Here is a 25601-nt window from a genome sequence, read left to right as displayed (position 1 = left end):
ACACCTTCACTGACGAGCCCGGCCGGCGAGTTCCCGTACTCGGCTGGTCTGCCTGAGAGATGGTCGGGCACATCGCCAAGTTCGAGATGGTCGGTGGAGATCTGGGAGTATTCTGCCTCGACGGCTTTCGGGGACACGGTGATGGCATGAGCGAAGAGTTGGAGAGCACCCGGCGGGCCCTTGAGGCCGCCGTGGCGGCCGCGTCCGGTGCCGCCGAGCTCACCAGGCTGCTGGCCGACTACCAGGAACGGCTGGCGGCGGCGGCCGCTTCGGAGGCCGAGGCCCTCACCCGGCTGAAGGAGACCGAGGCCCGGCTCAAGTCGGTCGAGCGGCAGGCGACCCAGCTCGCCAAGAACCTCGCCGAGCAGAAGTACCAGACCGAGGTGGCCCTGTGGCGCCTGGAGTCGGTGCAGGAGAGCCGCTGGTCCAAGCTCGGCGACGCCATCCACACCAAGAAGCCCGGCGAGGTCGCCCGCACCCTGCGGAGCCCGATCAACAAGCGCCCGGCGCCCAAGCGCTCCGATTTCGCCCCCACCCCCCTCGCCGCGCCCCCGCCCGTCGAGTCCGTCGTCCCCACCACTGCCGGCCCCGCCGTCTCGGCCCCGTTGGCTGAGGGCTTCGTCGTCCCCAAGGGCCCGCTCACCAGGCCGTACCTCACGGTGGCCGCCATCGTCGACCGGCGCTCCGAGGCGCTGTTCCGCTACGAGTGGCGCCAGGTGACCAACTTCGGCCCGGACAACTGGGAGGCGATGCTCGACCAGCACCGCCCGCACCTGCTGTTCGTGGAGTCCGTCAAGCCGGGTCCCCTCCAGGGCAACGGCGGCCGCTGGCTTGAGGAACTCGCCGGGCGTACGCGCGGCCTCCGCGATCTGGTCGAGGAATGCGGACGGCGCGGTATCCGCACGGTCTTCTGGCACTCCGGCGGCCCGGTCTCGGCCAGCGTCCCCATGGCGTCGTACTTCGACCACGTCCTCGCGACGTCCGAGGCCCGCGCCCGCGAATGGCGCGCCGCCCTCCGCCACGACCGCGTCGCCGTCCTTCCCGTGGCCACCCAACCCCGCGTCCACAACCAGATCCCCGCGGCTGAAGGCCGCAAGGCAATAGCCCTCCTGGGCACCGCCGTCCAAGGCACTCTCCCCGCCGACTTCCCCAAGTCCTACCTCCCCACCCCCACCACGGCAGCCGCCACCCCGAGCGCGGGAGCCACTGCGCCGGGAGCCAACCAGACTGCGGGAGCCCCCCCGAGCGTGGGGGCTGTTGTGCCGACCACTGGAGCTGCCCCGACTGCGGGAGCCGTCAGCCCGAGCGCGGGAGCCGTCACTCCGAGCGCGGGAGCCGCCCCGAGCGTGGGGGCCGTCCCAAGCGTGGGAGTCGCTGTGCCGGCCGTGGGAGCCACCCCGAGCCCCGGCGGTCCCACCGCCGTCACTGGGCAGACCGCCCCCGCGCCGCTCAGAGAAGGCCAGGTTCCGCACCCCGGTCCGAACAAGACCAGCGATGAGGGCGGCCACCAGCCCGGTGCGGCGTACGGAGGAATCTCTTCTGGTACGGCCGGTGGAGCCGGCCGTACGGGTTCCTCGGCCGTGCCCGGCGCGGGTGCTGCTCGTCCCGGGGTGCGGAAGACTGCCGATGAGGGCGGTCCGCGACCCCTTTCGGCGTACGGAGGAGACGTGCCCGTCGTCGCGCCGTGGGGGCCGTTGATCACTTCCAAGGCCACGTACGACGATCTGCTGACGGCCTACAGGTCGGCCGCACTCGTGCTCGCCGGGCCGGACGCCGACGCGCGGACCATAGAAGAGCTGTCCGCCTGCGGCACCCCGATCATGCAGCTCGCCGCTCCCATCGCGACGGACGAGGAGTCCCTGCGCCGCGCCCTGGCCTCCGTCCAGGAGTACCTCGTGGCCGAGGACCAGTCCGCCGCAGAAGCCCACCTCGCCTGGCGCGCCACGATCTCGGTGACCCCGCTGCTCGACCCGATCATCGCCACCGCGGGCCTGCCTTCGATACGCAACGCCGCCTCGATCGCCGCCATCACGGCCGTCTCGGACCCCACCGAGCTCGACCGTGTACTCGCCCAGCTCCACCGCCAGGCCCACGCCCCCGGCCAGCTCGTCATCGTGGCCGAAGGCATGGACGCCGCCACCGTCGAGAAGTCCGCGCGAGCCGTCCACAGGGGCGACGTGATCGTCCGGGAGACCGGCGCACCCGCCACCAGGGGAGCGGCCCTCGACCGCGCCCTGAGGCTCGCGGACGGCGACCTGGTGGCCGTCCTGGACCCCCGTGACCTCTACGGTGAGTACTACCTGGCCGACCTCGTCCGCTACTTCGCCGCCGTGGACGCCGAGATCATCGGCAAGTCGTCCTACTACGCCCACATCCCCGGGACCGGCGCCACCCTGCTCCGCGGCCCCGGCACCGAGCACCGCTTCCTGCCCGAACTCGCCGGCGCCACCCTCCTGGCCCGTCGCCCCACCCTCACCGACCTCGGTATCCCCGACGTCTCGGACGAGTGGGACGAAACCCTGATGCGCCAATGCCGCACCGACGGCATCCGCGTCTACTCCGCCGACCGCTACTCCTACGTCCGCGTCCCCCCGGCAGCGAACGAACGCCTCCTGTCCTCATCCCACCTCCAGGGCTACACCCCGGCCGAACCCCTTGCCATGATCTGACGCGGGCTCTGCCCGGAGGAACCTCTGTCCCGGCCGCCGTACCTGCTGATAGCAGTGCCGCTATCGATCTAAGCTGACTCCATGACGCGCCGGCGGCTCCACACGATCAAGATCGAGGGTTACACCTCCATTGGATCGGCCGAAGTCGACCTGCGTGACCTCAACGTCCTCGTCGGAGCCAACGGGGCGAGCAAGAGCAATTTCATCTCCGCGCTGGCGCTTCTCGGCCGCATCGTCGACGGCGAGCTCAATCTTTTCGTCGGACAGGCGGGCGGGGGGTCCGCCCTTCTCCACGGTGGTCCCAAAGGAGACGCGCGCGTCACTCTTCGGCTTGGTTTCGATGCCAACGGCTACGAGGCCACGCTGGTGCCGTCGGCGGGTGACGAGCTGATCTTCGGCGACGAGCGCATATCGTCTCAGGGCGACGGAGCCTCGTTCGAGTCGTCTCTCGGGCGAGGGCATCGCGAAACGCGCCTCCACTACGAGATGCACCAGCGCGAGCATCGCAAGACGCACCCACACGACCAGACGCACGAGCGGGCACGAAAGTCCGTCGCCGGCGAGGTGGTGGAAATATTGCGCGGCTGCCGAGTCTTCCATTTTCACGACACGAGCAGAAACGCGCCCGTCAAGCAGCTCGGCTACGCCTCGGACAACATCACGCTCCATCCGGACGCCGGAAACCTGGCGGCCGTTCTGTTGCGTCTCCGAGATTCGGATCCGCCCTCGTACCGCCGGATCGTACGGACCATCCGGCAGGTGGCACCGTTCTTCCGCGAGTTCGTGCTGACAGAAGAAGGCGGACGGCTGCGATTGCGGTGGCTCCAGGAGGGATCGGACGTCGTCTTCCCCGCTGACGCGTTGTCCGATGGAACCCTGCGCTTCATCTGTCTCACCACGTTGCTGAGCCTGCCCGATCTTCCTCATCTCGTTGTGCTCGACGAGCCCGAGCTCGGCCTTCACCCGTACGCGATAGTTCAGCTCGCCGAGATGCTGCGCGCGGCGAGCCGTGAGAGTCAGGTCCTCATCGCCACACAGTCCGTGACGCTCATGAACCAGTTCCAGTTGGACGACCTCATAGTCGTCGAACGCGCCGGCGGTTCCTCCGGCTTCGACCGTCCGGACTCCGCTCACCTGCAGGAATGGCTGGCCGACTACTCGCTGGGCGAACTGTGGGAAAAGAACCTGCTCGGCGGCAGGCCCCAGGCCGAGTCAGGGTGACGCGGGTGCGCCGCGTTCACATTCTCTGTGAGGGGCAGACCGAGTTCACCGCCCTCGGCGCCGTGTCGTGATCTCATGATCTCCATCGACATCGGTGGCAGCGAATGGATCAGTGGTCTGCGCAGATGAATCGCATCCTCGTCGTCGGCATTAGTGGAGCCGGGAAGACCACTATGGCCAGGGCCGTGGCCGAACGCCTTCGCCTGCCTTTTCACGAGATGGATTCTCTGCACTACGTCGGCCCCGATTGGGTGACGGACCCGGAGTTCCGTCACCGGGTAACCGAGATCGCCTCCACCCCCGCCTGGATATTCGACTCGCTCGGATATCCCGAAGTACGCGACCTGTTGTGGGCGCATGCCGACACCGTGATCTGGCTCGACTATTCCAGGGCCGTCATCATGCCCCGCGTGCTGCGCCGATCATTGCGCAGGACGCTGCGTCGCGAGCGAATCTTCGGCGGAAACGTGGAAACCTGGACCGGATGGCTCAGCCGCGAACATCCGGCCTGGTGGGCATGGACCCAGCACGCCGCCCGCCGCTCCGAGATCACGCGACGCGTCCACGACCCCCGATTCGTGCCTCTGCACGTCATCCGCCTCGCCTCGCCGCGCGAGGCCGACAATTGGTTACATGCCCTGCGGCCCGCTCCTCTTCAGTGATCACGGGCCAGAAATGGTGTGACCGGCAAGTTGTTGCGAGGGCGCAGTGGCATGCCGAATTCCGTTGTGTTCCGGGTGTTGCTTTGACAGGGTCCAGGGGTGGAAGAGATTCGTTTGGCCGGGGGGTTCGTCAGTGACGTCGTGCGGGTCGGTGGGACGGTTCGGCGGTCGTTGACGGGGCGTAGTGGTTTCGTGCACGCGCTGTTGGAGCATTTCGAGCGGCGGGAGTGGGGCGGGGCGCCGAGGTTTCTCGGGGTGGATAAGCAGGGGCGGGAAGTGCTGTCATATCTGCCCGGCGACGTTCCCTGGCAGCAGGAGAGGGCTCCTTGGGCGACCTCGGACAAGAGCCTCGTCCGGGTCGCCGAGCTAGTCCGGGAGTTCCACGATCTGACGGCGGGGACGGAACTCGCCAGGGACGAAGAGGTGGTCTGTCACAACGACCTGTCGCCGAAGAACACGGTCTACGACGGGCTCGGGGACGAGACGCGCCCGGTGGCGTTCATCGACTGGGACATCGCCGCGCCCGGCGCCCGCGTTCACGACGTCGCGCATGTCTGCTGGCAGTATCTCGACCTCGGCCCGTCGGTGACGGACGTCGCGGAGGCCGGTCGGCGGGTGCGTCTGATCTCCGACGCCTACGGCCTCGCGGATCGCGACGGGCTCGTCGAGACGATCCTGTGGTGGCAGGACCGCTGCAGGCGCGGCATCGAGGCCGGCGCCGCAGACGGCGACCCGGCGATGATCCGGCTCGCCGAGGCGGGCGTGGTGGTCTCCATCAGGAACGCCGCCCAGTGGGTCGGCCGGCATCGGCGGGAGTTGGAGGACCGTCTGCGGTAGCGGGTCACCCGTCTCGGTCACCGGATGTCAGGTGTGGCGCGTGCGTTTTGACCGCTTCGAGCAACTGCTGCTTCGACGGGTTCACCATCGCCTTTCCGGCCACGGTGACGGTCGGTACGGTCTCGTTCCCGTTCGCGACCGAGCGGACGAACGCCGCCGCCTCGGGGTCCCGCCAGATGTTGACCTCGTTGTAGCGCAGACGCGTGAAACGCAGGCGCGTGCGCAGCCTCATGCAGAACGTGCAACCGGGTCGCCAGTAGATGACCACGCCCTTGTGGTCGGCGTCCTTGTACGAGGTCGACCGGCCTCGGCGAGGGAGGTTCGTGGTGATCATCAGCACGATCGCGATGATGAGGACGAGGAGCCCGGGAGACATAGGGCGAGTATCTCAAGCCGGACGTCGGTTGACGGATCCGCGGCCGGTGATTTTCCGGCGGCGATACAAGGACGGGCTTCGCTCGGCGGGAAGGCGTCCAGGGCGCCGGCCACGAGGTTCGGCTGTCCCAGTGCCTGCAAGGTGATCTGCGTGTGAGGGGTGCCGGGGAGTTCGCGGTAGGTCGCGCCGGGGATGCGGGCGGCCATCGCCGTCATGACGGCCCCTCACAGCCGCGGCTTCTCGCGGACACGGGTTGAGGTTCCAGTGGGTGGAAGGTGCACGGTGGGCGGTGTGGGCGAACACGAGCGGCTGTACACGATCGGTGATCTCGCGCGGCGGGCGGGCGTGCCGGCGCGGACGGTGCGGTTCTGGTCGGACGCCGGGCTGGTGCCGCCGAGCGGGCGGTCGGCCGGTGGTTACCGGCTCTACGACGCCGAGGCGGTCGCCCGCTTCGACCTGGTGAAGACGCTGCGCGATCTCGGCCTCGGGCTGGAGGCCGTCCGCGAGGTGCTGGAGCGGAGGGCGACGGTCGCCGAGGTGGCCGAGGCCCACGTCAAGGCCCTGGACGCGGAGATCCGCACCCTCCGGCTGCGCCGCGCCGTGCTGAGCACGGTCGCCAAGCGTGGCGGGACCCCGAAGGAGATGCTTCTGATGCACGAACTGGCCCGGCTGTCCGTACGCGAGCGTAAGCAGATCATCGACGACTTCGTCGCGCGGGTGACCGCCGGCGTGGGGCTGAGCCCGGATGCCGTGATCATCGCGGACTGGATGCGCGAGCTGCCCGACGACCCCGCGCCGGACCGGGTGGACGCCTGGATCGAGCTGGCCGGACTGGTCGCGGACGAGGGCTTCCAGCGGAAGATCCGGCAGATGGTGATCGCGGGGACGGGGGACGGGTGGGCGCCCGAGTGGCGGCCCGGCCTGTACCCGGCCGTCGTCAAGCTCGCGGGCGGCGCGCTGGCCGACGGGATCGCCCCCGACTCGCCGCGGGGCAAGGCCGTCCTGGACGAGATCGTCAGCCCAAGCCTTCCGGCCTCCGGGCGCGCGGAACTGCGCGAGCGGCTGGAACTGCTCGCCGACCCACGGGTGGAGCGCTACTGGCAACTGCTGGAAGTGCTCAACGGCAGGACGTCGTTCCCCTCGGCGATACCGGCCTTCAAATGGCTGGTCGCCGCCCTGCGCGCCCACGAATGAGCCGCCTCTGAGCACGCCGCCTCTGAGCACGCCGCTTCCATGGCCCGATGTCGCAACGCGAACGCCGATCGAATGACCACCACATCTCATCTCGGTGATCCGGCCGCGGAGATCCGCGGCGCGCTGCTCAGCGCCCGGACGCCCGCCCTCGGCGCGCGGCCCGCCGCCGGGGAAGCGCCGACGGACGCGCCGTAGCCTGAGCCTTGTGCCGCTCATCGGCGAGGCCGGGACGTCCGGCGGGAAGGTTCTGGAGGTGACGGTGGACGCGCTGCGCGCCATCCTCGGCTCGCCTCCGGTGCCCGAAGGATCATGGGAGCGTGAGGCGGTGTACGTCTCGGCGGCGGCGCTTCGGCGGGCGGGCCCCGCGCGGCAGGTGGCGGAAGCGCCGGCGGGCGGGCCGGCGAGGAAGATCGCGGAACGGCCGGCGGGCGGGTCTGCGCGGGAGATCGCGGAAGGGCTGGCCGTGCGGCTTCGGGCCGTGCCCGGGGTGAGGGCGGTCCAGGTGCGGCCGAACGGGTTCCTGGTCATCGAGGTGGCCGTGCCGGGGGAGGTCGTCCGCGAGATCCTGGCCGAGCCGGTCACGCCGGCCGAGGTGCCGGTTCCGGCGGGCGCGGCGCCGTGGCCAGAGGCGCCGCTCACGTGGAGCAACCCCGGTTTCGTCGTGAGGTACGCCTACGTGCGGGCGGGGGCCGTCCAGCGCTGGGCCCGCGACCTCGGGATCGAGGCCGGTCCTCAGGGGGTGTCCGGTCAGGGTAAGGGGGGGCCGGAGGAACGCAGGGGTGAGCCGGAGGCGGGTGCGGGGTTCCGGCCCGAGTCGCTCGACGATCCGCGTGATCGGGCGGTGCTGCGCGTGCTGGCCGAGCTGCCGAGCCGGCGGGCGGGACGGGATGCCGGTCGATCGGGGAGGTATCTGTCTTGTGGCGGCGGGTCGCGCGCCTCCGGCGGTGGCGCGCCTGGGCGGGAGCCCGGATGGCCCGCGTACCTGGAGCGGCTGGCCGAGTCCTACCACGACGCCTTCGAGCACGCCCCGGCGAGTCCGAAGGGCGACGAACCGCCGACCGGCACTCATGTCGCGCGCCTGTGGATGGCGCGGGCGGTCCGCAGGGTGCTGGGGGAGGGGTTGACAGCACTCGGGCAAGCCCCTCCTGTGAAAATATGACAAAAACCGGTAAATAGCAGGAAGTGGTGCGCCGACTGGCCTGCCGCCGTGAACATCTTCCTCGGTACCGTCTCGTCAGGTGAGCATTGGGCGCGGGAGGATCACGGGGTCGGATAGCCTCGTTCGGGTGAGTCGATTCGCCCATCCCGCCGGTGACCGGCACGCCGAGGTGCTGCCCGAGGAGCGGCCTCCGCAGGCCCCGGCCGACCTCAATACGCTCGACCCCACCATCTGGCCGCGAACGTCCGGCCGCGTGGACGGAGCGGTCACGATCGCCGGCGTGGACGTCCGCGATCTCGCCCGCGAGTACGGCACGCCCCTCTACGTCGTGGACGAGGACGATTTCCGCTCGCGCTGCCGCGACTACAAGGCCGCGTTCGACGGCGGCGACGTCTACTACGCCGGCAAGGCGTTCCTGTGCAGGGAGGTCGCCCGCTGGGTCGACCAGGAGGGCCTCGGCCTGGACGTCTGCACCAGCGGCGAGCTGGCCGTGGCGCTCAGCGTAGGCTTCCCGCCCGCGCGCATCGCCCTGCACGGCAACAACAAGTCGTACGCCGAGCTGGAGCAGGCCATGACCGCCGGCGTCGGCCGCATCGTCGTCGACTCCTTCGACGAGATCGCACGCGTGGGCTTCCTGGCCGAGAAGCTCGGCGTCCGCGCCCAGGTGCAGATCCGGGTCACCACCGGCGTCGAGGCGCACACCCACGAGTTCATCGCCACGGCCCACGACGACCAGAAGTTCGGCCTGTCGCTGAACAGCGGCGCCGCCGCCGAGGCCGTGCGCCGGGTGCTGGCCCTGCCCGGGCTCGACCTCGTCGGCCTGCACTCCCACATCGGCTCGCAGATCTTCGACACGGCGGGCTTCGAGGTCGCCGCGCGGCGTCTGGCGGTGCTGCTGACGCAGATCAAGGACGAGCACGGCGTCGTCCTGCCCGAGCTGGACCTGGGCGGCGGGTACGGCATCGCCTACGTCGACGGCGACGACGCGCCGGACATCAAGGTGGTCGCCGACAGCCTGCGCGAGATCATCAGGCGCGTGTGCGAGGACGCCGGCCTCCCCGTTCCGAGGCTCACCGTCGAGCCGGGGCGGGCCATCGCCGGGCCCGGCGGCGTGACCGTCTACGAGGTCGGCACGATCAAGGACGTCGAGGGCATCCGTTCCTACGTCAGCGTGGACGGCGGCATGAGCGACAACCTCCGCACCGCGCTGTACGGCGCCGAGTACACCTGCGTACTGGCGTCCCGCTCCAGCGACGCCCGGCCGGTCCTGTCCCGCGTGGTCGGCAAGCACTGCGAGAGCGGCGACATCGTCGTCCGCGACACCTGGCTGCCGGACGACCTCGCCGCGGGCGACCTGCTGGCGGTCCCGGCGACGGGCGCCTACTGCCGGTCGCTGGCGCACAACTACAACTACCTGCCCAAGCCCGCCGTGGTCGCCGTACGGGACGGCGTGTCCCGCGTGATCGTGCGCCGCGAAACCGAGGACGACCTGCTGAGGGGGCAAGCGTGAAAACGGTCGAAGGGGTGCGGGAGGTCGGCGCGCGGGACGATCTGGCGCCGCAGCGCGGACGGCACGAGAGGCCGGGCGAGCCGGGAAAACCGCTGAAGGTCGCGCTGCTCGGCTGTGGCGTCGTCGGGTCGCAGGTGGTGCGGCTGTTGCAGGAGCAGGCCGACGACCTGGCCGCCCGCGTCGGCGCGCCGCTGGAACTCGCCGGGGTGGCCGTCAGGCGCCTCGGCCGTAAGCGCGACAGCGACGTGGACCCGGCCCTGCTGACCACCGACGCCGAGTCCCTGGTCACGCGTGAGGACGTCGACATCGTGGTGGAGGTGATCGGCGGCATCGAACCGGCGCGTTCGCTCATCCTGTCGGCGATCTCCGCGGGCAAGTCGATCGTCACGGCCAACAAGGCGCTGCTGGCCGAGGACGGCGCCACCGTCCACGGCTCGGCCAAGAAGCACGGCGGCGACCTGTACTACGAGGCCAGCGTGGCGGGGGCGATCCCCCTGCTGCGCCCCCTGCGCGAGTCCATGGCGGGCGATCGGGTGCACCGCGTGCTCGGCATCGTGAACGGCACCACCAACTACATCCTGGACAAGATGGACTCCACGGGGGCGTCGTTCAGCGACGCCCTGGAGGAGGCCCAGGCCCTGGGGTACGCCGAGGCCGACCCGACGGCCGACGTGGAGGGCTTCGACGCCGCGGCCAAGGCCGCCATCCTGGCCGGGCTCGCCTTCCACACGCGCGTGACCGCCGCCGACGTCCACCGCGAGGGCATCACCGAGATCACCGCGACCGACGTCTCCAGCGCCAAGGCCATGGGGTACGTCATCAAGCTGCTCGCCATCTGCGCCCGGTCCGACGACGGCCGCTCGGTCGGCGTCCGGGTCCACCCGGCGATGATCCCGAGGACGCACCCGCTGGCCGGTGTCCGCGAGGCGTACAACGCCGTGTTCGTGGAGGCCGAGTCGGCGGGCCAGCTCATGTTCTACGGCAAGGGAGCCGGCGGCGCGCCCACGGCGTCGGCCGTGCTGGGCGACATCGTCGCCGTGGCGCGCAACCGCATCGCGGGCACCCACGGGCCCCAGGAGTCGACGTACGCCGACCTGGTGGTCCACCCGATGGGCGAGACGGTGACCCGCTACCACGTCTCGCTGGACGTCGCGGACAAGCCCGGCGTGCTGGCAACGGTCGCCGAGATGTTCGCCAAGCACGACGTCTCCATCCAGATCGTCCGCCAGGAGGGCCGCGGCGACGACGCGCAGCTCGTTCTGGTCACCCACCGGGCCAGCGACGCGGCGCTGTCGGCGACGATCGCCGGGCTGCGCGAGCTGGACATCGTCCGGGACGTGACGAGCGTGATGCGCGTCGAGGGCGAGGAGTCCTCCTGACCTCGGCCGCCCGGCCGGGGGTGCGCCGCGCGTGCCCGTCGGGCCGGCGGTTCGCCGTCCGGCCGTGGGTTCGCCCAGAGCGTGCCCGTACGGCCGGCTGTACGGCTCGCGGTGTCCCTCGCTGATGAGAGCATTTTCTCCGGACGAGACCGCCTGCCCGTCGGGGCCGGGGCCTCGCGTCGTCCACCCCCGCCCCCCGGCGGAGGGCGATCGTCGAAGGGAGCGCAGTGGCAGAGGGCGACCCGACACCGCTCGGGTTCACGCGCACGCCGACCGGCGGCCCCGGTGAGCTGGCCTTCCGCGACGGGCGTCCGGTGTTCGACGGGGAGCCGGCCGATCTTCCGGTGACGGCGGCGGCCGTCGTGGGCCTGCGGCCGCTCGACGGGCTGCGCGTGCGCTGGCCGGAGGGCCGCGCTGGGGTGCGGGAGACGATCTCGGGCCTGGCGGCGGCGGGGGTGCCGGTGTACGCGGACGAGGTGCCGGCCTGGTACAAGGAGGCCGAGCCGGAGCTGGCGGCGCTCCTTTCCGCGTGGGCGCCGGGCCCGCGCGACCCGTCGGTGCGGTCGGTGAGCGATCTTCGCCGTGAGGAGCACAGCCTGCGCCTGCGCCGCCATGCGCTGCGGGCGCCGGTCGGCCGTACGGCGCCGAAGGTCAGCGTGGTGATGTCCAGCAAGCGCCCGGAGCTGCTCGGGACGGCGCTCGCGCAGATCGCCCGCCAGCGGCACGTCGAGGTCGAGGTCCTCCTCGGCCTGCACGGCGTCCCGGCCTCGCATCCGGGCGTGCGGGGCGCCCTGGAGTCGTTCCCGCTGCCGGTGACCGTCGTCGAGGCGGACGTCGCCACGCCGTTCGGCGAGGTGCTCAACCGGGCGGCGGCGCGGGCGGGCGGCGACGAGATCGCCAAGTGGGACGATGACGACTGGTACTCGCCGGAGCACCTGTCCGACCTGCTCATGGCGCGCGCCTACAGCCAGGCAGACATCGTGGGCACGACGGCGGAGTTCTTCTACCTGGAGCCGCTGGAGGTCACGGTCCGCCGTACGGACTACACCAGTGAGGTGTGGTCGGACCATGTGGCCGGCGGTACGATCTTCCTCGCTCGGGCGAGATTTCAGGAGATAGGCGGGTTCGAGGGGGTGGCGCGGGGCGTGGACGCGCAATTCCTCAAAACCGCCCACGCCGCCGGCGCCCGCATCTACCGCACGCAGGGCCTCGGCTACGTCCTGCGCCGCTCGCTCGCCGCCGGGCACACTTGGCAGCTCCCTCTCGCCCACTTCCTGCGCGTCTCGGCCAACCAGTGGCGCGGCTTCCGGCCCAGCCACATCCTGGAAGCATCATGATCGCGCGCGTCCGCGGCAACGACTACACCGTGCTCGACCCGCCCGCCCTCGGCGCCTGGACACCGTCCCTGCGGGTCAGCGTGGTCGTCCCCGCCCACAACGGGCAGCACAAGCTCGACCTGGCCCTCGCCGCCCTCGCCGGGCAGACCTACCCCGAGGAGCTTCTCGAGGTCGTCGTCGTGGACAACGGCAGCAGCCCGGCCCTGCGCCTGCCGCCGATCCGCCCGGCCGCCACGCGCCTGATCGTCTGCGACACGCCCGGCCGGGCCGACGCGCGCAACGCCGGGCTCGCCGTCGCGACCGGCGACGTCGTCCACTGGCTCGACTCGGACGTGGTCGCCGACCGGCACGAGGTCGAGGCCCACATGCGCTGGCACCACCTCGCGCCCTACCTCGTCGTCACGAGCTACCTGCGCTTCACCACGGCCGCGCCGCCCGCGCCCGAGGCCGTCGCCGGGGGCAAGGACCTCGCCGAGCTCTTCGAGCCCGCGGAGCCGCACGAATGGCTGGTCGACCTGGTCCAACGCACCGATGGCCTCACCCGGGCGCCGAGCCGGGCCTTCAGCCTGCACGTCGGCGGCGCCACCTCGGTCAACCGGCGGCTGATCGACGCCGCCGGGCCCATGGACGTCGATCTGGTCCTCGGCCAGGACACCGAGATGGGGTACCGCCTCGCCCAGGCGGGGGCGGTGTTCGTCCCCGAGCCGCTCGCCGTGGGGTACCACCTCGGGCCGTCCATGCGCATGCGGGACAAAGAGCGCATCGACCGGGTCAGCCAGGCCTTGATCGGGGACCGCGTCCCGCACTACCGCTGGCTGCGCGGGCATCCCACTCGTCAGTGGAAGGTCCCGTACCTCGACGTCGTGGTGGAGGCCGGGGGGTACGACGAGACGCGCGCCACCGTGGACGCCGTGCTCGCCGGCACCGTCCCGGACGTGTCGGTGCTGCTCGACGGCCCCTGGGACGCGCTTACGCCCGAGCGCAGGGCTCCGCTCACCGACCCGCGTCTCGACCTCACCCTCCTGCGCGGGCACTACGCCCATGACACACGGGTCCGGCTCACATCCGGCGAGGCCGAACGTCTCGCACCGTACCGGCTGCGGCTCCCGGCGGGCTGGGTTCCGGGGGAGGACACGCTCGCCCGGCTGCTCGACCTGGCGGTCGACGGCGACCACGGGCTGGTCAGCGTGCTGCTGGACGAGGCCCCGGACGGCGTGACCACGGCCCGCCTGGAACGCCGCTCGGCCTTCGCCCGCGCCGCCCTGGTCGGCGGGGCCGACTCGGAAGGGGCGGTCGATGACCTGGTCGACGAGGTGTACGGCACCTTGTGGATCGACGGCGAGACCCTCGGGTTCCTTCCCGCTTCGGAGGCCACCCCCGTCAAGGGCCGCCGGATGACCTACCGCGCCCGCCTGGACGCCGAGGCCGAGATCGCCAAGCTCACCAAGGAGGCCGAACGGCTGCGCGGCCAGGTGACCAAGTGGCGCGAGGAGGCCGGCCGCTGGCGCAAGTCCGCCGTCGACCTCCGCCGCGAGGTCGGCGGTTTGCGCAAGGAGGTCGCGACCCTGAAAACCAGCCGCCTCCGCACGGTCATGAAGCGCATCTCACCCAAGCGAACCACCCCTCCCAAGCCGGCGAACGACCAGCAAACCGACCTCTGACGCGCGAGCGAGACCGTCCGACGGCGAAACCCCTCAGCGGCCGCGGAGGGCCGTTCGTAGGCGTTTTACCAGCTTTTCCGGTGTGCCTTGGGGGGTGGGGCGGGGGGTTGGGCGCTCGGCGGGGTTGCGGGTGGCCGAGGGACGGTCGTGGGCGGGGGCGGCCGGCTCGGGAGTGGCGGGGGCGGGCTTGGCCTTCGGCTTGTCCGGGGGCCAGAAGTCGGATGACGGGGCCCGGCGGACGCCGTGGGTTTGGGCGATCACGTCGGTGAGGTCCTCGCCGGGGGCGGCGAGGAGGCGGGCGCGGTTGGTCGCCTCCGTGCGTTCCAGGCGGGCCGTGCCGCCGCCGGGGAACTCGACCACGAGAAGCCCGGCGCGGGTGTCGTTCAGCGACTTGATCATGAGCTCCAGCGAGCGGCGCCCCAGCGGCACGTCCACGGACCCGGTGTACCGGAACGGGACGGGCGCGGGGTCGGGCGTCGGCTCGTCGGCGAGCCGGACGGCGTCGTCGTGCCGGAACTGCTCGTGAATCAGCCGCGCCTCGAAGTCCGGATCGTCCAGCACGCGGCGACGGCCCTCGGGCAGCGCGGACCACGGGCCGAGCAGCGTGACCGCGACGTCGGGCAGGCTGCCGCCGAGCGCCGCGCCGACGGCCGCCCGTACCTCGGGTTCGGCGCGTCCCCGCACGTCCAGCACGACCTCGGCGTACGGGACCAGCCAGCGCCTGCCGCGCTCCTTGCGCAGGTCACGGCGCAGGGGAACACGGTGGGCGAGGTAGGGGGCGACCACGCGCACGGTCGCCTCGGTGTCGACCCGCTGCGCCGGGATGCCGAGGTGGACGGCCCGCGCCTCCATGTCCGGGACGAACACCGCCCCGGTCATCGCCAGCCGGTAGGCGAACTCGGTGTCCTCGCCCCTGGGCACCGAGGGGTCCAGGCCGCCGACCTCGTGGAACAGGGCGCGGCGCAGCGAGACCGTGGGCCCGGTGCAGACGTGGTAAGGGTTCTTGCTGGCCCGCAGCCCGTCCAGCCGCCGGATCGTCGCCTCCGTGCTGCTCGGGACCGCCGCCGCCATGTCGAACAGCGAGTCCAGCCCCCCCTGGCCGACGGCCGTGTTGACCTGCGCCGCCGTAAGGGCGGGCTCCTCGACGAAGACCTTGGCGCCGATCGTGACCACGTAGTCGGTGAGGTGGTGCCAGCGCATCAGCGCCTCGATGTGCTCGCGGGAGATCACCATGTCGGCGTCCAGGCGTTGGATGATCTCGCCTTCGGCGAGGTGTGCCCCGGTGTTGAGCGCGTGCGCGATGCCCCAGCCGCCGGGCGCGGCGGTCACCAGGCGCGTGTTCTCCGGACGCTTCTCCGGCAGGCGCAGCGGCGGGTCGCTGCCGTCGTCGACGACGATGACCTCCATGAGGCCGGCCGGGTACGTCTGCGCCGCCAGCGCGGCGAGCGTCAGGTCGAGCCGGTGCTGCCCGCCGTGGGCCGGGACCACCACGCTCACGCGGAGCTCGGGACTCCACCGGCCGAGCGGGGGCGGGACCAGCGGGGAGTAGTCGTTGTGGCGGATCCTGGGCCGGTCGCCGGGACTGGGCGTCGTGGGGTTTCCCTGGGCGTGACCGGGCCGCACCGGGCTCGTCCGCGGGGAGACGGACACGATGATCGCTCCTTCGTCGCTACGCTTCGCCACCGCCTGACGACCCTACCCCCGAAACCTGTGAGCATGGTGAGAGCCCGTATGCGGGCGGAGGCCTGCGAAACCCCGAACGCCCGCGAGGATGCGCGCGGGAAGGACCGGCCCTGCTTCCTGGATCACACGGTACGTCGACGGTATGGAACCGGAGGCGGACTCCCGCGAGGCGGAGCGCCTCCGTCCTGCTGCTGATCGGCAGGTTCACCGGCAGGCCCCTCCAAGCAGCACGATCGGCGGCGTGTCCGCCGGCAGGGCGTGGGCCGGCCCGGTCGCACCCGTGTCGGGCCCGGTGCGGTGGGCGCGGACGTGGCGGGCCTATGCCGGCCCGGCTGGAAGGCGTCCGGGACCGCCGCCTGGGGATGAGCCCGCCACCGTGCCGGGGATCGCAGCGGGGACGGTCCCGCCCGGAAGGGGGGCCGGGGTGGGGGAGGGGTCTCCGGTGGGGCGGCGGCCGGGGTGGCGGACGCGGCGGTAGGCGGTGATCACGCGCCAGGCCCGGGAGCGGCGGACGCGGGCGATGGCCTCGCGGTACTCCTTGAGGCGGTCTTCGAGCAGCTTGACCCGGCGCCTGAGCCGGACGGCCTCCGCGCGCAGCTCGGCGTTGACGCGTACAAGCTCCTCGCGGGAGCCGGCCAGCTCGGCTTCCCGAGCGGTCAGTTCCGCTTCCCGGCCGGCCAGGTCCGCGCAGTGGACCCGCAGTTCGGCGATCTCGTCGTGCAGGAGGCGTTCCCTGTGGAGGAAGGCGCTCTCCGCGCGGCTCATGGCGTATCCGGGCGTGCCGCGTGGTTCGTCCCGGCGCACCGCGACGCCGGCGAGGTGACGCCGCAGGATGGTCAGCTCGCGGATCTCGAAGAGCGGTTCCACCAGGTGGCGGAGGCTTCCGTGGTAGAACACCCGGCCGGAGCCCGGGCCGGCGGTCCGGGCGGGGGGCGCTGAGGCGGGGTGGTGGACGCCGTAGGGGACGGTGAGGACGAGGGTCGCGCCGGGGCGGAGCGTCCGGTGCAGTTCGGTCAGCACGCGCACCGGGTCGGCGGCCTCGTGGAGCAGGCCGCCCGCGACCCCGGCGTCGAACGCGTGGTCCGGCACGTCGGCGAGGTCGTGCCCGTCGGCGACGGCGAAGGTCATGCGGGACGTCACGTCGGCCGCGGCCCGGCCGCGCATCCCGTCCGCGTCCGCGATGGCGGAGGGGTCGGTGTCGAGCCCGGTGACCTGGTCGCCGCGCTCGGCCAGCAGCAGGGAGAGGTCGCCGGGCCCGCAGCCGAGGTCGAGGACGGCGATCGGGCGTCCGGGACGGCCGGAGGGCAGGTGCTCCAGCATCCAGTGGAGACGGTCGTGGTGGCCGTCGTTCGGTATCTCGGGGGCTCGTGGGCGGTCGTGGTGGCCGTCGTCCGGTATCGCCAAGGCTCGTGGGCGGTGGTGGTGCCCGGTGCCCGGGGTCTGCTGGGGTCGCGCGGGGGCACGGTGGACGTCGTCCGGGGGTTGGGTGGCTCGCGTGTACGTGCCGGCGGTGTCGTGTTCGTCGGGCACGCGACGGATCTCCTCGGAGCTTGCAGACGTTTCCCCAATTGTGGGGTAAGAGATGATAAAGAGACAGTGAGGTTCTCATTCCTTCCACGATGATGTGGTGAGGATTTCGCGGCGGCCCTTCACACAAGGGCGCCCGGCGAATCGTCCGGCACGCTGTGGACGGGCCGAAAAGGCCGGTCCAGCCTGTGGACAACGGAGCGGCCGGGCCGGCCGTCCCCGTAGACTCAAGGCCTGATACCGCTGGTAGCGGCCCCATGGTTACGCGCCGCCGCGGCCCCGGCGAAAGGCCGGGCCGGGCGCGGGAGGAGCGACGATGTTCAGGGCATGGCGTGGCCTTATCGAGGAATACCGTGACAGGCTTCCCGTGACCGCGACGACGCCCGTGGTCACGCTGCACGAGGGAGGCACGCCGCTGGTTCCCGCCCGGCGTGTCTCCGACCTGACCGGCTGCGAGGTCTACCTCAAGGTCGAGGGCCTGAACCCCACCGGCAGCTTCAAGGACCGCGGCATGACCGTGGCCATCAGCAAGGCGGTGGAGGAGGGCGCCAAGGCGGTGATCTGCGCCTCCACCGGCAACACCAGCGCCTCCGCCGCGGCCTACGCCGTGCGCGCCGGGCTGACGTGCGCCGTCCTGGTGCCCCGGGGCAAGATCGCCATGGGCAAGCTGGCGCAGGCCCTCGTGCACGGCGCCAAGCTCCTGCAGGTCGACGGCTCGTTCGACGACTGCCTGGAGATGACCAGGAAGCTCGCGGAGAACTATCCCATCGCGCTGGTCAACTCGGTGAACCCTCACCGCCTCCAGGGCCAGAAGACCGCCGCGTTCGAGATCGTCGACGCCCTCGGCGACGCGCCGGACGTCCACTGCATCCCCGTCGGCAACGCCGGCAACATCTCGGCCTACTGGATGGGCTACCGCGAGTACGCCGCGGACGGCGTGGCGACGCGCACGCCCCGCATGCTCGGCTTCCAGGCCAGCGGCGCCGCGCCCATCGTCCAGGGCGCCCCAGTCACCCACCCGCACACGATCGCGACGGCGATCCGCATCGGCAACCCCGCGTCGTGGAAGCTCGCCGAGGCGGCCCGCGACGACTCCGGGGGCGACATCCAGGCCGTCACCGACCGGCAGATCGCCGCCGCGTACAAGCTCCTCGCGCAGGAGGAAGGCGTGTTCGTCGAGCTGGCCTCGGCCGCGAGCGTGGCGGGCCTGCTGCAGGCGCACGAGCAGGGCCTGCTGCGGCACGGCGAGCGCGTGGTCTGCACGGTAACCGGCAACGGGCTCAAGGACCCGGACTGGGCGATCTCCGGCGCGCCCACCCCGCTGACCATCCCGGTCGACGCGTTCGCCGCCGCCGGCGCGCTCGAACTGGCCTGAGACGTCCGGCCCGGCGTGGCCGAGGGGACGGCGGCCGCGTGTGAAGCCGCCGTCCGGAGGGTCCCGGCGAGGCGGCCGAGGGCGGCGCCGCCCTCCGGGATGGCCCCGCCCGTCGCGGCGGGCGATTCCGGATGGTTCCCCCCGCCCCGCACCCCCTGGACGAACCCGTCGTGACCCGGCATTATGTCGGTCGACACCCGGAAGGGTTCGGGGCGGACCGGTAAGGTTCACGGGGCGGCGGAGACGGTCGCGGGGGACGCGGGGAGCGCGGCCCGGACCGGCCGGAGAAACCGTCGCGATCACCCCAGAGCCTTCACCCGGCCACCCGTAATCCTCAAGGGCGTCACCCGGGACTCGGGCGCCGGCCGTGCCCCGGTGGCGGGTCCGCGCACCCCGGGACACGCCGGAACTCACCGGGAGATCGGCCTCCGTCACCCCGGCGGCTCACGGGGCAAGCCCCACAAGTCGGTCGCGGCCCCCCTGAGCCCGCCCGATGAGCGGGTACACCACCAGGTGCGCCCGCGAAACTACTGGGCGCGCCCGGGAACGGCCGGGGACCGGCGTTCGTGAATCTTTCCAGACGGCACTCGGCGCCACCGAGATCGCCTTTCGAGCACAACGCAGAACGAATCCGAGGAATGCATGGCAACGAGCAGCCCCGTCGTCGTCCGGGTGCCCGCCACCAGCGCCAATCTCGGGCCGGGTTTCGACTCGCTCGGGCTCGCGCTCACCCTGTACGACGAGATCGAGGCCGCCCTGCACGACGACGTGCAGGGGTCGCCGGCCGCGCACGGGGTCGAGGTGGAGGTCCAAGGCGAGGGGGAGGGGGAACTCGACCTCGGCGACGGCCATCTGATCGTCCGCGCGATGCGCGCGACGTTCGCCCGCGCCGGCGTGCCCCAGCCCAGGGGCATACGGCTGCGATGCCTGAACCGCATTCCGCACGCGCGCGGCCTGGGCTCGTCCTCGGCCGCCATCTGCGCGGGCATCCTCGCCGCCCGCGCGCTCGCCGCCCCCGAGATGACGGACGACGAGGTGTTCGCGCTGGCCACGGAGATGGAGGGGCATCCCGACAACGTGGCGCCCTGCCTGTCCGGAGGTCTCACCATCGCGTGGACGGAGTTGTCCGGAACGCCGCGTAAGCTGAAACTGAGCCCGCACGGGGGCGTCCGACCTGTGGTGTTAGTGCCGAGAACCCGGCTCTCCACGGAGACGGCGCGCGGGCTCCTGCCGAAGGATGTTCCGCACGCCGACGCCGCGGCGAACGCCGGACGCGCCGCCCTGCTCATCGCGGCGCTCACCCAGCGACCCGAGAGCGAGGTTCTGCTGGCCGCCACAGAAGATCGTTTGCACCAGGCCTACCGCGCGCCTGCGATGCCGGGCACGGCCGATCTGGTAAAACGTCTGCGCGCGGCCGGGGTACCCGCGGTCGTATCGGGGGCCGGTCCGACGGTTCTCGCGTTCGGAACGACGGATACGCATGATTTGATCGCGTCGGAAGTGGGTAATGACTGGCACATCCAGCCATTGGACGTCGACCGCTCTGGCGCGACCGTTCAAATTCCCGAGACACGCTGATGCATCTTCGACCTTCAGGGAATAGCAGTGTGCGCTGGTGATGTTAGGCTGATAGCCGCACCAGATGCCCCCGTTGCGGGTGCGTGCTTGTCAGCCATACATCGCTGGATCGCGCCTCGCGTCGCAAGACGCAGGCCGCACAGCGGGCTTCCCGAATTCATCGCCTCCGGTTGGTCCACATCCGGTTGGCGTGTCGAGAAGCGGCGTAATCGGGGACATGCGCGTTCGACTGGCATCGACATCTGGTCGGCGGTAACCAGCCGGGGGGCGACCCCCGGGCCCCCAACGGCTCGCGAATCTCTGCGGTGACGGCCTCGTGCCGGTTCGACGCACCGGCATTCCGACACCTTGGAAGTTCGTCCAGCCCGACCCGGTCTGTCCCGCCGGGTCGCACCACCGGGACGCCTGGCTGATCGTGGCCGACGCCCGACCCCTGGGAAGGACCTTTTAGTTGAGCGACACCACCGAACTCCTCTCCGACGCCCCCGGCGCAGCGCCGGTCGCCGGCGACACCCCCACCCGCGCCGCGGCCAGGCCGCGCCGTCGCTCCGGCACCGGCCTCGCGGCCATGGTGCTGCCCGAGTTGCAGGCTCTCGCGTCGAGCCTGGGCATCAGCGGGACCGGGCGGATGCGCAAGAGCCAGCTCATCGCCGCCATCCAGGAGAAGCAGGGCGTCACCGCCGACGGTGCCTCTGCCACCGCCGAGACCGCCGCCGCTGCCCCGGCTCCCGCCGCCGCGCCCGCGGCCGCCGCCGAGCCACCGGCCGAGCGCCCCGCCCGTACCCGCCGGGAACGTTCCCGTCCGGCTCCCGCCGAGGCCGTAGCCGAGGTTCGCGAGGAGCGCGCCCCGGCCGCCGAGGCGCCGCAGCCCGCCGAGCCGATCGCTCCCGTCGCCGCGTCCGCCGACGCCGGCCCGGTCGCGCAGTCCGAGGCGCGTCCCGAGCGCACCGAGTCCCGCCGCGAGCGGGGCGAGCGCCGTGGCCGCGGTGACCGCGGCGACCGGCGCGAGCGCGGGGACAACCGTCCCGACAACCGCAACGACAACAGCCGTCCCGAGCAGCGCGCCGCCGACGCCGGCGAGGGCCGCCGCGAGCAGAGCCGTGACCAGGGCCGCGAGCAGACCCGCGACCAGGGCCGTGAGCAGGGCCGCGACCAGGGCCGTGAGCAGACCCGTGACTCGGGCCGTGACCAGGGCCGCGACCAGTCGCGGGACCAGAGCCGTGACCGGGGCGGCGACCCGCAGGGCGACGACGACCGCCGCGGCCGCCGCGGCCGGTTCAGGGAGCGCAACCGCCGGGGCCGCGACCGCTTCGACAGCAACGAGCCCGTGATCGGCGACGACGACGTCCTGATCCCGATCGCCGGCATTCTCGACATCCTCGACAACTACGCGTTCGTGCGCACCAGCGGCTACCTGCCCGGGTCCAACGACGTGTACGTCTCGCTGGCGCAGATCCGACGCAACGGCCTGCGCAAGGGCGACGTCATCACCGGCGCGGTGCGCCAGCCCCGTGACGGCGAGCGCCGCGAGAAGTTCAACGCGCTCGTGCGGCTCGACACGGTCAACGGCATGGACCCGGAGCAGTCGCGCAACCGCCCCGACTTCTCCAAGCTCACGCCGCTCTACCCGCAGGAGCGCCTGCGGCTGGAGACGGACCCGAACATCCTGACGACGCGCATCATCGACCTGGTCGCGCCGATCGGCAAGGGCCAGCGCGGGCTGATCGTCTCCCCGCCGAAGGCCGGTAAGACGATGGTCCTGCAGGCGATCGCCAACGCGATCACCCGCAACAACCCCGAGTGCCACCTCATGGTCGTCCTGGTCGACGAGCGGCCGGAAGAGGTCACCGACATGCAGCGGTCGGTGAAGGGCGAGGTCATCCACTCGACCTTCGACCGTCCCGCCGAGGACCACACCACGGTCGCCGAGCTCGCCATCGAGCGCGCCAAGCGGCTGGTCGAGCTCGGCCACGACGTCGTCGTGCTGCTCGACTCGATCACCCGTCTGGGCCGCGCCTACAACCTGGCGGCCCCGGCGTCCGGCCGCATCCTGTCCGGTGGTGTCGACTCGACCGCGCTGTACCCGCCGAAGCGGTTCTTCGGCGCCGCGCGCAACATCGAGAACGGCGGCTCGCTGACGATCCTCGCCACGGCGCTGGTCGAGACCGGCTCCAAGATGGACGAGGTCATCTTCGAGGAGTTCAAGGGCACCGGCAACGCCGAGCTCAAGCTCAACCGCTCCCTGGCCGACAAGCGCATCTTCCCCGCGGTGGACGTCGACGCGTCCGGCACCCGCAAGGAGGAGATCCTGATGTCCAGGGACGAGCTGCAGATCGTCTGGAAGCTGCGCCGGGTGCTCCACGCCCTGGACATGCAGCAGGCGCTGGAGCTGCTCCTGGAGAAGATGCGCGAGACGCAGTCGAACGCCGAGTTCCTGCTCCAGGTCCAGAAGACCACGGTCAGCAACGACCGCGACTGACCGCCCGCGAACCGTCCTGCGGGCGGTTCGCGCGGCCGTCCGGCAGGCGTGTGAAGGGGCGGCGGGCCATGGGGCCCGCCGCCTTTTCGTGTGCGGCCGGGGGTGAGAGATCTGCGCCGGGGTGGGGGTGGCCCCACCCCGGGTCTGGCGCCCGCCCCATGGCGCCCCGCCCGCGGGCTTGGCAGGCTCGTCACGTCCGGGCCGGCGAACAGCACACGGCCGAGGTTCGACCGAGGGGTGTTTCGGGATGACCGGGGAGGCGACGGCCCGCCCGCCGCTGCGCCGGAGGGTGCCCTTGGGGCCGTACGGGCCGCTGGGGTTGCTCGCCGATCCGCTGACCTGGCGCGCGGCGCCGTACCTGCTGGGGATCAGCGCCGCGTTCGGCATCGCCTGGTTCGTGATCCTGGCCGTGGGGCTGTCGGTCTCGCTGGCGTTGGTGCTGATATGGCTCGGCCTGCCGTTGCTGCTGGCCGCCATGTTGCTGTGGCGCGGCGGCGCGATGCTGGAGCGCCGCCTGCTGCGCCTGGCGCTCGGCGTCGCGATCCCCGACCCGTACCGGCCGAGGCCGCCCTCGGGGGTGGTGGGACATCTCCGCTGGGTGTTCGGCGACCCGGCCACCTGGAAGGATCTGGGCTACCTCCTGCTGCTGTTCCCCCTCGGCCTCGGCGAGTTCATCGTGTCGCTGACCCTGTGGGTGTCCTCCGTGGGGCTTCTCGTCCAGCCGGCGCTGGTGCTGTCCGGCCGGACGACCGTCATCACCGACCGTCTGGTGGTCGACACCCTGCCCGAGTCCCTGCCGTGGGCGCTGGCCGGCCTGGCGCTGCTGGTGATCACGCTGTACGTCGTGCGGGGCATGGCCTGGCTGCACACCCTGCTCGCGGTCGCGCTGCTCGGCCCGGGGGACGAGGCGCGCGTCACGCACCTGCGGGCGAGCCGGGCCAGGGGAGTGGACGCCGCCGAGGCCGAGCGGCGCAGGATCGAGCGGGATCTGCACGACGGAGCCCAGCAGCGGCTGCTGTCGGTGGCGCTGGAGCTCGGCAGGGCGCAGGCGAAGTTCGACTCCGACCCCGAACAGGCCAGAGAGCTGCTCGTCCGCGCGCACGCCGACGCCAAGGCCGCGATCGCCGAGCTGCGTGACCTGGCGCGGGGCATCTACCCGGCCATCCTGACCGACCGGGGGCTGGACGCCGCCCTGTCCGCCCTGGCCGCGCGGGCGCCGATCCGCGTGGACGTGAGCGTCGAGATCACCGACCGGCCGCCCGCCGCCGTCGAGAGCATCGCCTACTTCATCGTCGCCGAGGCGCTGACCAACGTCGCCAAGCACTCGGCGGCGACCGAGGCGTCCGTCCGGGTCGGGCGGCAGGACGAGCGGGTGGTGGTCGAGGTGCGCGACAACGGCGTCGGGGGAGCGGTGGCGGGCCCCGGCGGCGGGCTGGCGGGGCTGGCCGACCGCGCGGCCACCATCGACGGCACGCTGACCGTCGAGAGCCCGCCGGGCGGCCCCACGGTGATCCGGGCCCGGCTACCGTACGAGTGGTGAGGGAACGCGCGATGCGGGTCGTGATCGCGGAGGACTCCGTCCTGCTGCGGGAGGGCCTGGTCAGGCTGCTCGCCGACGGCGGCATCGAGACCGTGGCCACGGCCGGCGACGGCCCGGGCCTCGTCGAGGCGGTGCGCGCGCACGAGCCCGACCTCGCGGTCGTCGACGTCCGCATGCCGCCGAGCCACACCGACGAGGGCCTGCGCGCGGCGATCTCCGCGCGCGCCCTGATGCCACGACTGCCGGTGCTCGTGCTGTCGCAGTACGTCGAGGAGCGGTACGCGACCGAGCTGATCGGGCGCGGCGCGGCGGCCGTCGGCTACCTGCTCAAGGAGCGGGTCGCCGACGTCGCCGAGTTCCTCGACGCCGTGCGCCGGGTGGCCGCAGGCGGCACGGTGATCGATCCCGAGGTGGTCGTGCAGTTGCTCAGCCGCCGCCGGGGGCAGCCGATCGAGTCGTTGACCGGCAGGGAGTCAGAGGTCCTCGCCCTGATGGCCGAGGGGCGGTCGAACAACGCGATCGCCGGGCGCCTCGAGGTCACCGAGGGGGCCGTCGAGAAGCACATCTCCGGCATCTTCGGCAAGCTGGGGCTCGACCCCACGCCGGACGACCACCGCAGGGTGCTCGCCGTGCTGGCCTACCTCGGCCGCCTCTGAACCCGCCTTCGAGCCGTGCCGGCCTCCGGGCGGCGCTCGTCCGCCGAGTCAGGCTTGGGTAAACCGGGTAAGCCGGTCGAACCCGGCTCCTGTCCGCGTGCCTTGGCCTCGTCCGTATCGTTGCCCTTTCGCCTGAGCTTGTGGCTCCCCCAGGGCGTGTTCCTGCCAGGAATCACGGTCACAGCCCGCTTTTTCCCACAATAAGAGCCTTTGGCACTCAATTTCCGCAGCCGTAGCGAGGTGTCGCGTGGCCTGTCCCGGCCAGGCGGGGAGCGGCGGGGGGAATGGCCGATGGCCTGGCGCGGTTACAGGATCTGGCACACTGGTAGCCGACCCATGGCGGTTCCGGTTCCCGCCCGCCCGCGCGTCACTCCGACCGCGAGAGATGAAGGCGACCCGGCGGCCGCGCCCCAGAGAGGACTGAGATGAAGCCCGACATCCACCCGCAGTACGGCCTCACCCAGGTGACCTGTAGCTGCGGCAACAGCTTCACCACCCGCAGCACGGCCAAGAACGGCGTCATCCACGCCGACGTGTGCTCGGCCTGCCACCCGTTCTACACGGGCAAGCAGAAGATCCTGGACACCGGCGGCCGCGTGGCGCGCTTCGAGAAGCGTTTCGGCAAGAAGCCCGCGAGCAAGTAGCCCGGCAAGCAGCGCCGGCCCGGAAGCGCCCCCCGGTTCGCGGGGGCGTGCCCGGGTCGGCGTTCTTGATGACGGCCCCGGTTTCCGCCACGGGTTTCCTGCCACGAGCCAAGC

General features: G+C 71.9%; 20 protein-coding genes. 17 read left to right on the top strand and 3 right to left on the bottom strand.

From position 1 onward, the window contains the following. Positions 1–146 precede the first annotated feature (146 nt). The 4 genes from DQ384_RS13200 to DQ384_RS13185 all read left to right on the top strand — a co-directional run bounded on the left by DQ384_RS13200 (position 147) and on the right by DQ384_RS13185 (position 5389). Positions 147–2669 carry a glycosyltransferase gene (locus DQ384_RS13200; protein WP_147268760.1) on the top strand — a complete coding sequence of 841 codons (2523 nt, stop codon included), beginning with the start codon at positions 147–149 and terminating at the stop codon, positions 2667–2669. A gap of 81 nt (positions 2670–2750) precedes the next feature. Further along, a complete protein-coding gene (locus tag DQ384_RS13195; RefSeq protein WP_114029044.1) occupies positions 2751–3890 on the top strand; it encodes an AAA family ATPase in 1140 nt (379 codons plus the stop codon). A 125-nt stretch (positions 3891–4015) separates the two neighbouring features. After that, positions 4016–4552, top strand: a complete 537-nt coding sequence (locus tag DQ384_RS13190; protein ID WP_114029219.1) for an AAA family ATPase — start codon at positions 4016–4018, stop codon at positions 4550–4552. A gap of 192 nt (positions 4553–4744) precedes the next feature. Beyond that, positions 4745–5389, top strand: a complete 645-nt coding sequence (locus DQ384_RS13185) for a phosphotransferase (RefSeq protein WP_245966441.1) — start codon at positions 4745–4747, stop codon at positions 5387–5389. Positions 5390–5393: 4 nt separating this feature from the next. Here DQ384_RS13185 and DQ384_RS13180 read toward each other — a convergent pair whose 3' ends face one another. Further along, complete coding sequence (locus DQ384_RS13180; protein WP_245966440.1) at positions 5394–5765, bottom strand: glutaredoxin domain-containing protein; 372 nt, start codon at positions 5763–5765, stop codon at positions 5394–5396. A gap of 291 nt (positions 5766–6056) precedes the next feature. Between DQ384_RS13180 and DQ384_RS13175 the strand changes: the two genes are divergently transcribed. From DQ384_RS13175 to DQ384_RS13150, 7 genes are all read left to right on the top strand, one after another. After that, a complete protein-coding gene (locus DQ384_RS13175) occupies positions 6057–6959 on the top strand; it encodes a helix-turn-helix domain-containing protein (protein WP_245966439.1) in 903 nt (300 codons plus the stop codon). A gap of 72 nt (positions 6960–7031) precedes the next feature. Further along, positions 7032–7154 (top strand): hypothetical protein, encoded by a 123-nt coding sequence (locus DQ384_RS43620; protein ID WP_281274047.1) that lies wholly within the window; start codon positions 7032–7034, stop codon positions 7152–7154. 10 nt (positions 7155–7164) lie between these two features. Beyond that, positions 7165–8118: a hypothetical protein gene (locus tag DQ384_RS13170; RefSeq protein WP_245966438.1), complete on the top strand. Its 954-nt coding sequence runs from the start codon at positions 7165–7167 to the stop codon at positions 8116–8118. A 127-nt stretch (positions 8119–8245) separates the two neighbouring features. Then, entirely contained in the window at positions 8246–9628 is a 1383-nt protein-coding gene (lysA, locus tag DQ384_RS13165) for a diaminopimelate decarboxylase (RefSeq protein WP_114029042.1), read from the top strand. A gap of 92 nt (positions 9629–9720) precedes the next feature. Further along, positions 9721–11007 (top strand): homoserine dehydrogenase, encoded by a 1287-nt coding sequence (locus DQ384_RS13160; protein ID WP_114029215.1) that lies wholly within the window; start codon positions 9721–9723, stop codon positions 11005–11007. Between the two features lie 227 nt (positions 11008–11234). Beyond that, positions 11235–12344, top strand: coding sequence for a glycosyltransferase family 2 protein (locus tag DQ384_RS13155; protein WP_181871178.1), 1110 nt, complete (start codon positions 11235–11237; stop codon positions 12342–12344). Further along, positions 12341–14005: a glycosyltransferase family 2 protein gene (locus DQ384_RS13150; RefSeq protein WP_114029040.1), complete on the top strand. Its 1665-nt coding sequence runs from the start codon at positions 12341–12343 to the stop codon at positions 14003–14005. The genes DQ384_RS13155 and DQ384_RS13150 overlap by 4 nt, the downstream gene beginning before the upstream one ends. Before the next feature lie 33 nt (positions 14006–14038). Here the strand turns inward: DQ384_RS13150 and DQ384_RS13145 are convergent, their stop codons facing one another. Together DQ384_RS13145 and DQ384_RS42155 are read right to left on the bottom strand one after the other, a co-directional pair. Continuing rightward, positions 14039–15655: a glycosyltransferase family 2 protein gene (locus DQ384_RS13145; protein WP_245966437.1), complete on the bottom strand. Its 1617-nt coding sequence runs from the start codon at positions 15653–15655 to the stop codon at positions 14039–14041. Positions 15656–16006: 351 nt separating this feature from the next. Then, entirely contained in the window at positions 16007–17218 is a 1212-nt protein-coding gene (locus DQ384_RS42155; RefSeq protein WP_220182913.1) for a class I SAM-dependent methyltransferase, read from the bottom strand. Positions 17219–17531: 313 nt separating this feature from the next. Between DQ384_RS42155 and thrC the strand changes: the two genes are divergently transcribed. The 6 genes from thrC (at position 17532) to rpmE (ending at position 25487) form a co-directional block, all read left to right on the top strand. After that, the gene (thrC, locus tag DQ384_RS13135; protein ID WP_114029038.1) at positions 17532–18590 is read left to right on the top strand and encodes a threonine synthase; all 1059 of its coding nucleotides are present in this window, start codon (positions 17532–17534) and stop codon (positions 18588–18590) included. Positions 18591–19232: 642 nt separating this feature from the next. Then, positions 19233–20168, top strand: coding sequence for a homoserine kinase (gene thrB, locus DQ384_RS13130; protein WP_114029037.1), 936 nt, complete (start codon positions 19233–19235; stop codon positions 20166–20168). Positions 20169–20619: 451 nt separating this feature from the next. Next, positions 20620–22647, top strand: coding sequence for a transcription termination factor Rho (gene rho, locus DQ384_RS13125; RefSeq protein ID WP_114029036.1), 2028 nt, complete (start codon positions 20620–20622; stop codon positions 22645–22647). A 247-nt stretch (positions 22648–22894) separates the two neighbouring features. Next, positions 22895–24187 carry a sensor histidine kinase gene (locus DQ384_RS13120; protein ID WP_114029035.1) on the top strand — a complete coding sequence of 431 codons (1293 nt, stop codon included), beginning with the start codon at positions 22895–22897 and terminating at the stop codon, positions 24185–24187. A gap of 11 nt (positions 24188–24198) precedes the next feature. After that, positions 24199–24843: a response regulator transcription factor gene (locus DQ384_RS13115; protein WP_114029034.1), complete on the top strand. Its 645-nt coding sequence runs from the start codon at positions 24199–24201 to the stop codon at positions 24841–24843. A gap of 425 nt (positions 24844–25268) precedes the next feature. Then, the gene (gene rpmE / locus DQ384_RS13110; protein ID WP_114029033.1) at positions 25269–25487 is read left to right on the top strand and encodes a 50S ribosomal protein L31; all 219 of its coding nucleotides are present in this window, start codon (positions 25269–25271) and stop codon (positions 25485–25487) included. Positions 25488–25601 lie beyond the last annotated feature (114 nt).

This window comes from Sphaerisporangium album (assembly GCF_003323745.1).
GTDB classification, from domain to species: Bacteria; Actinomycetota; Actinomycetes; order Streptosporangiales; family Streptosporangiaceae; genus Sphaerisporangium; species Sphaerisporangium album.
This window is presented reverse-complemented; position numbering and strand designations above follow the sequence as displayed.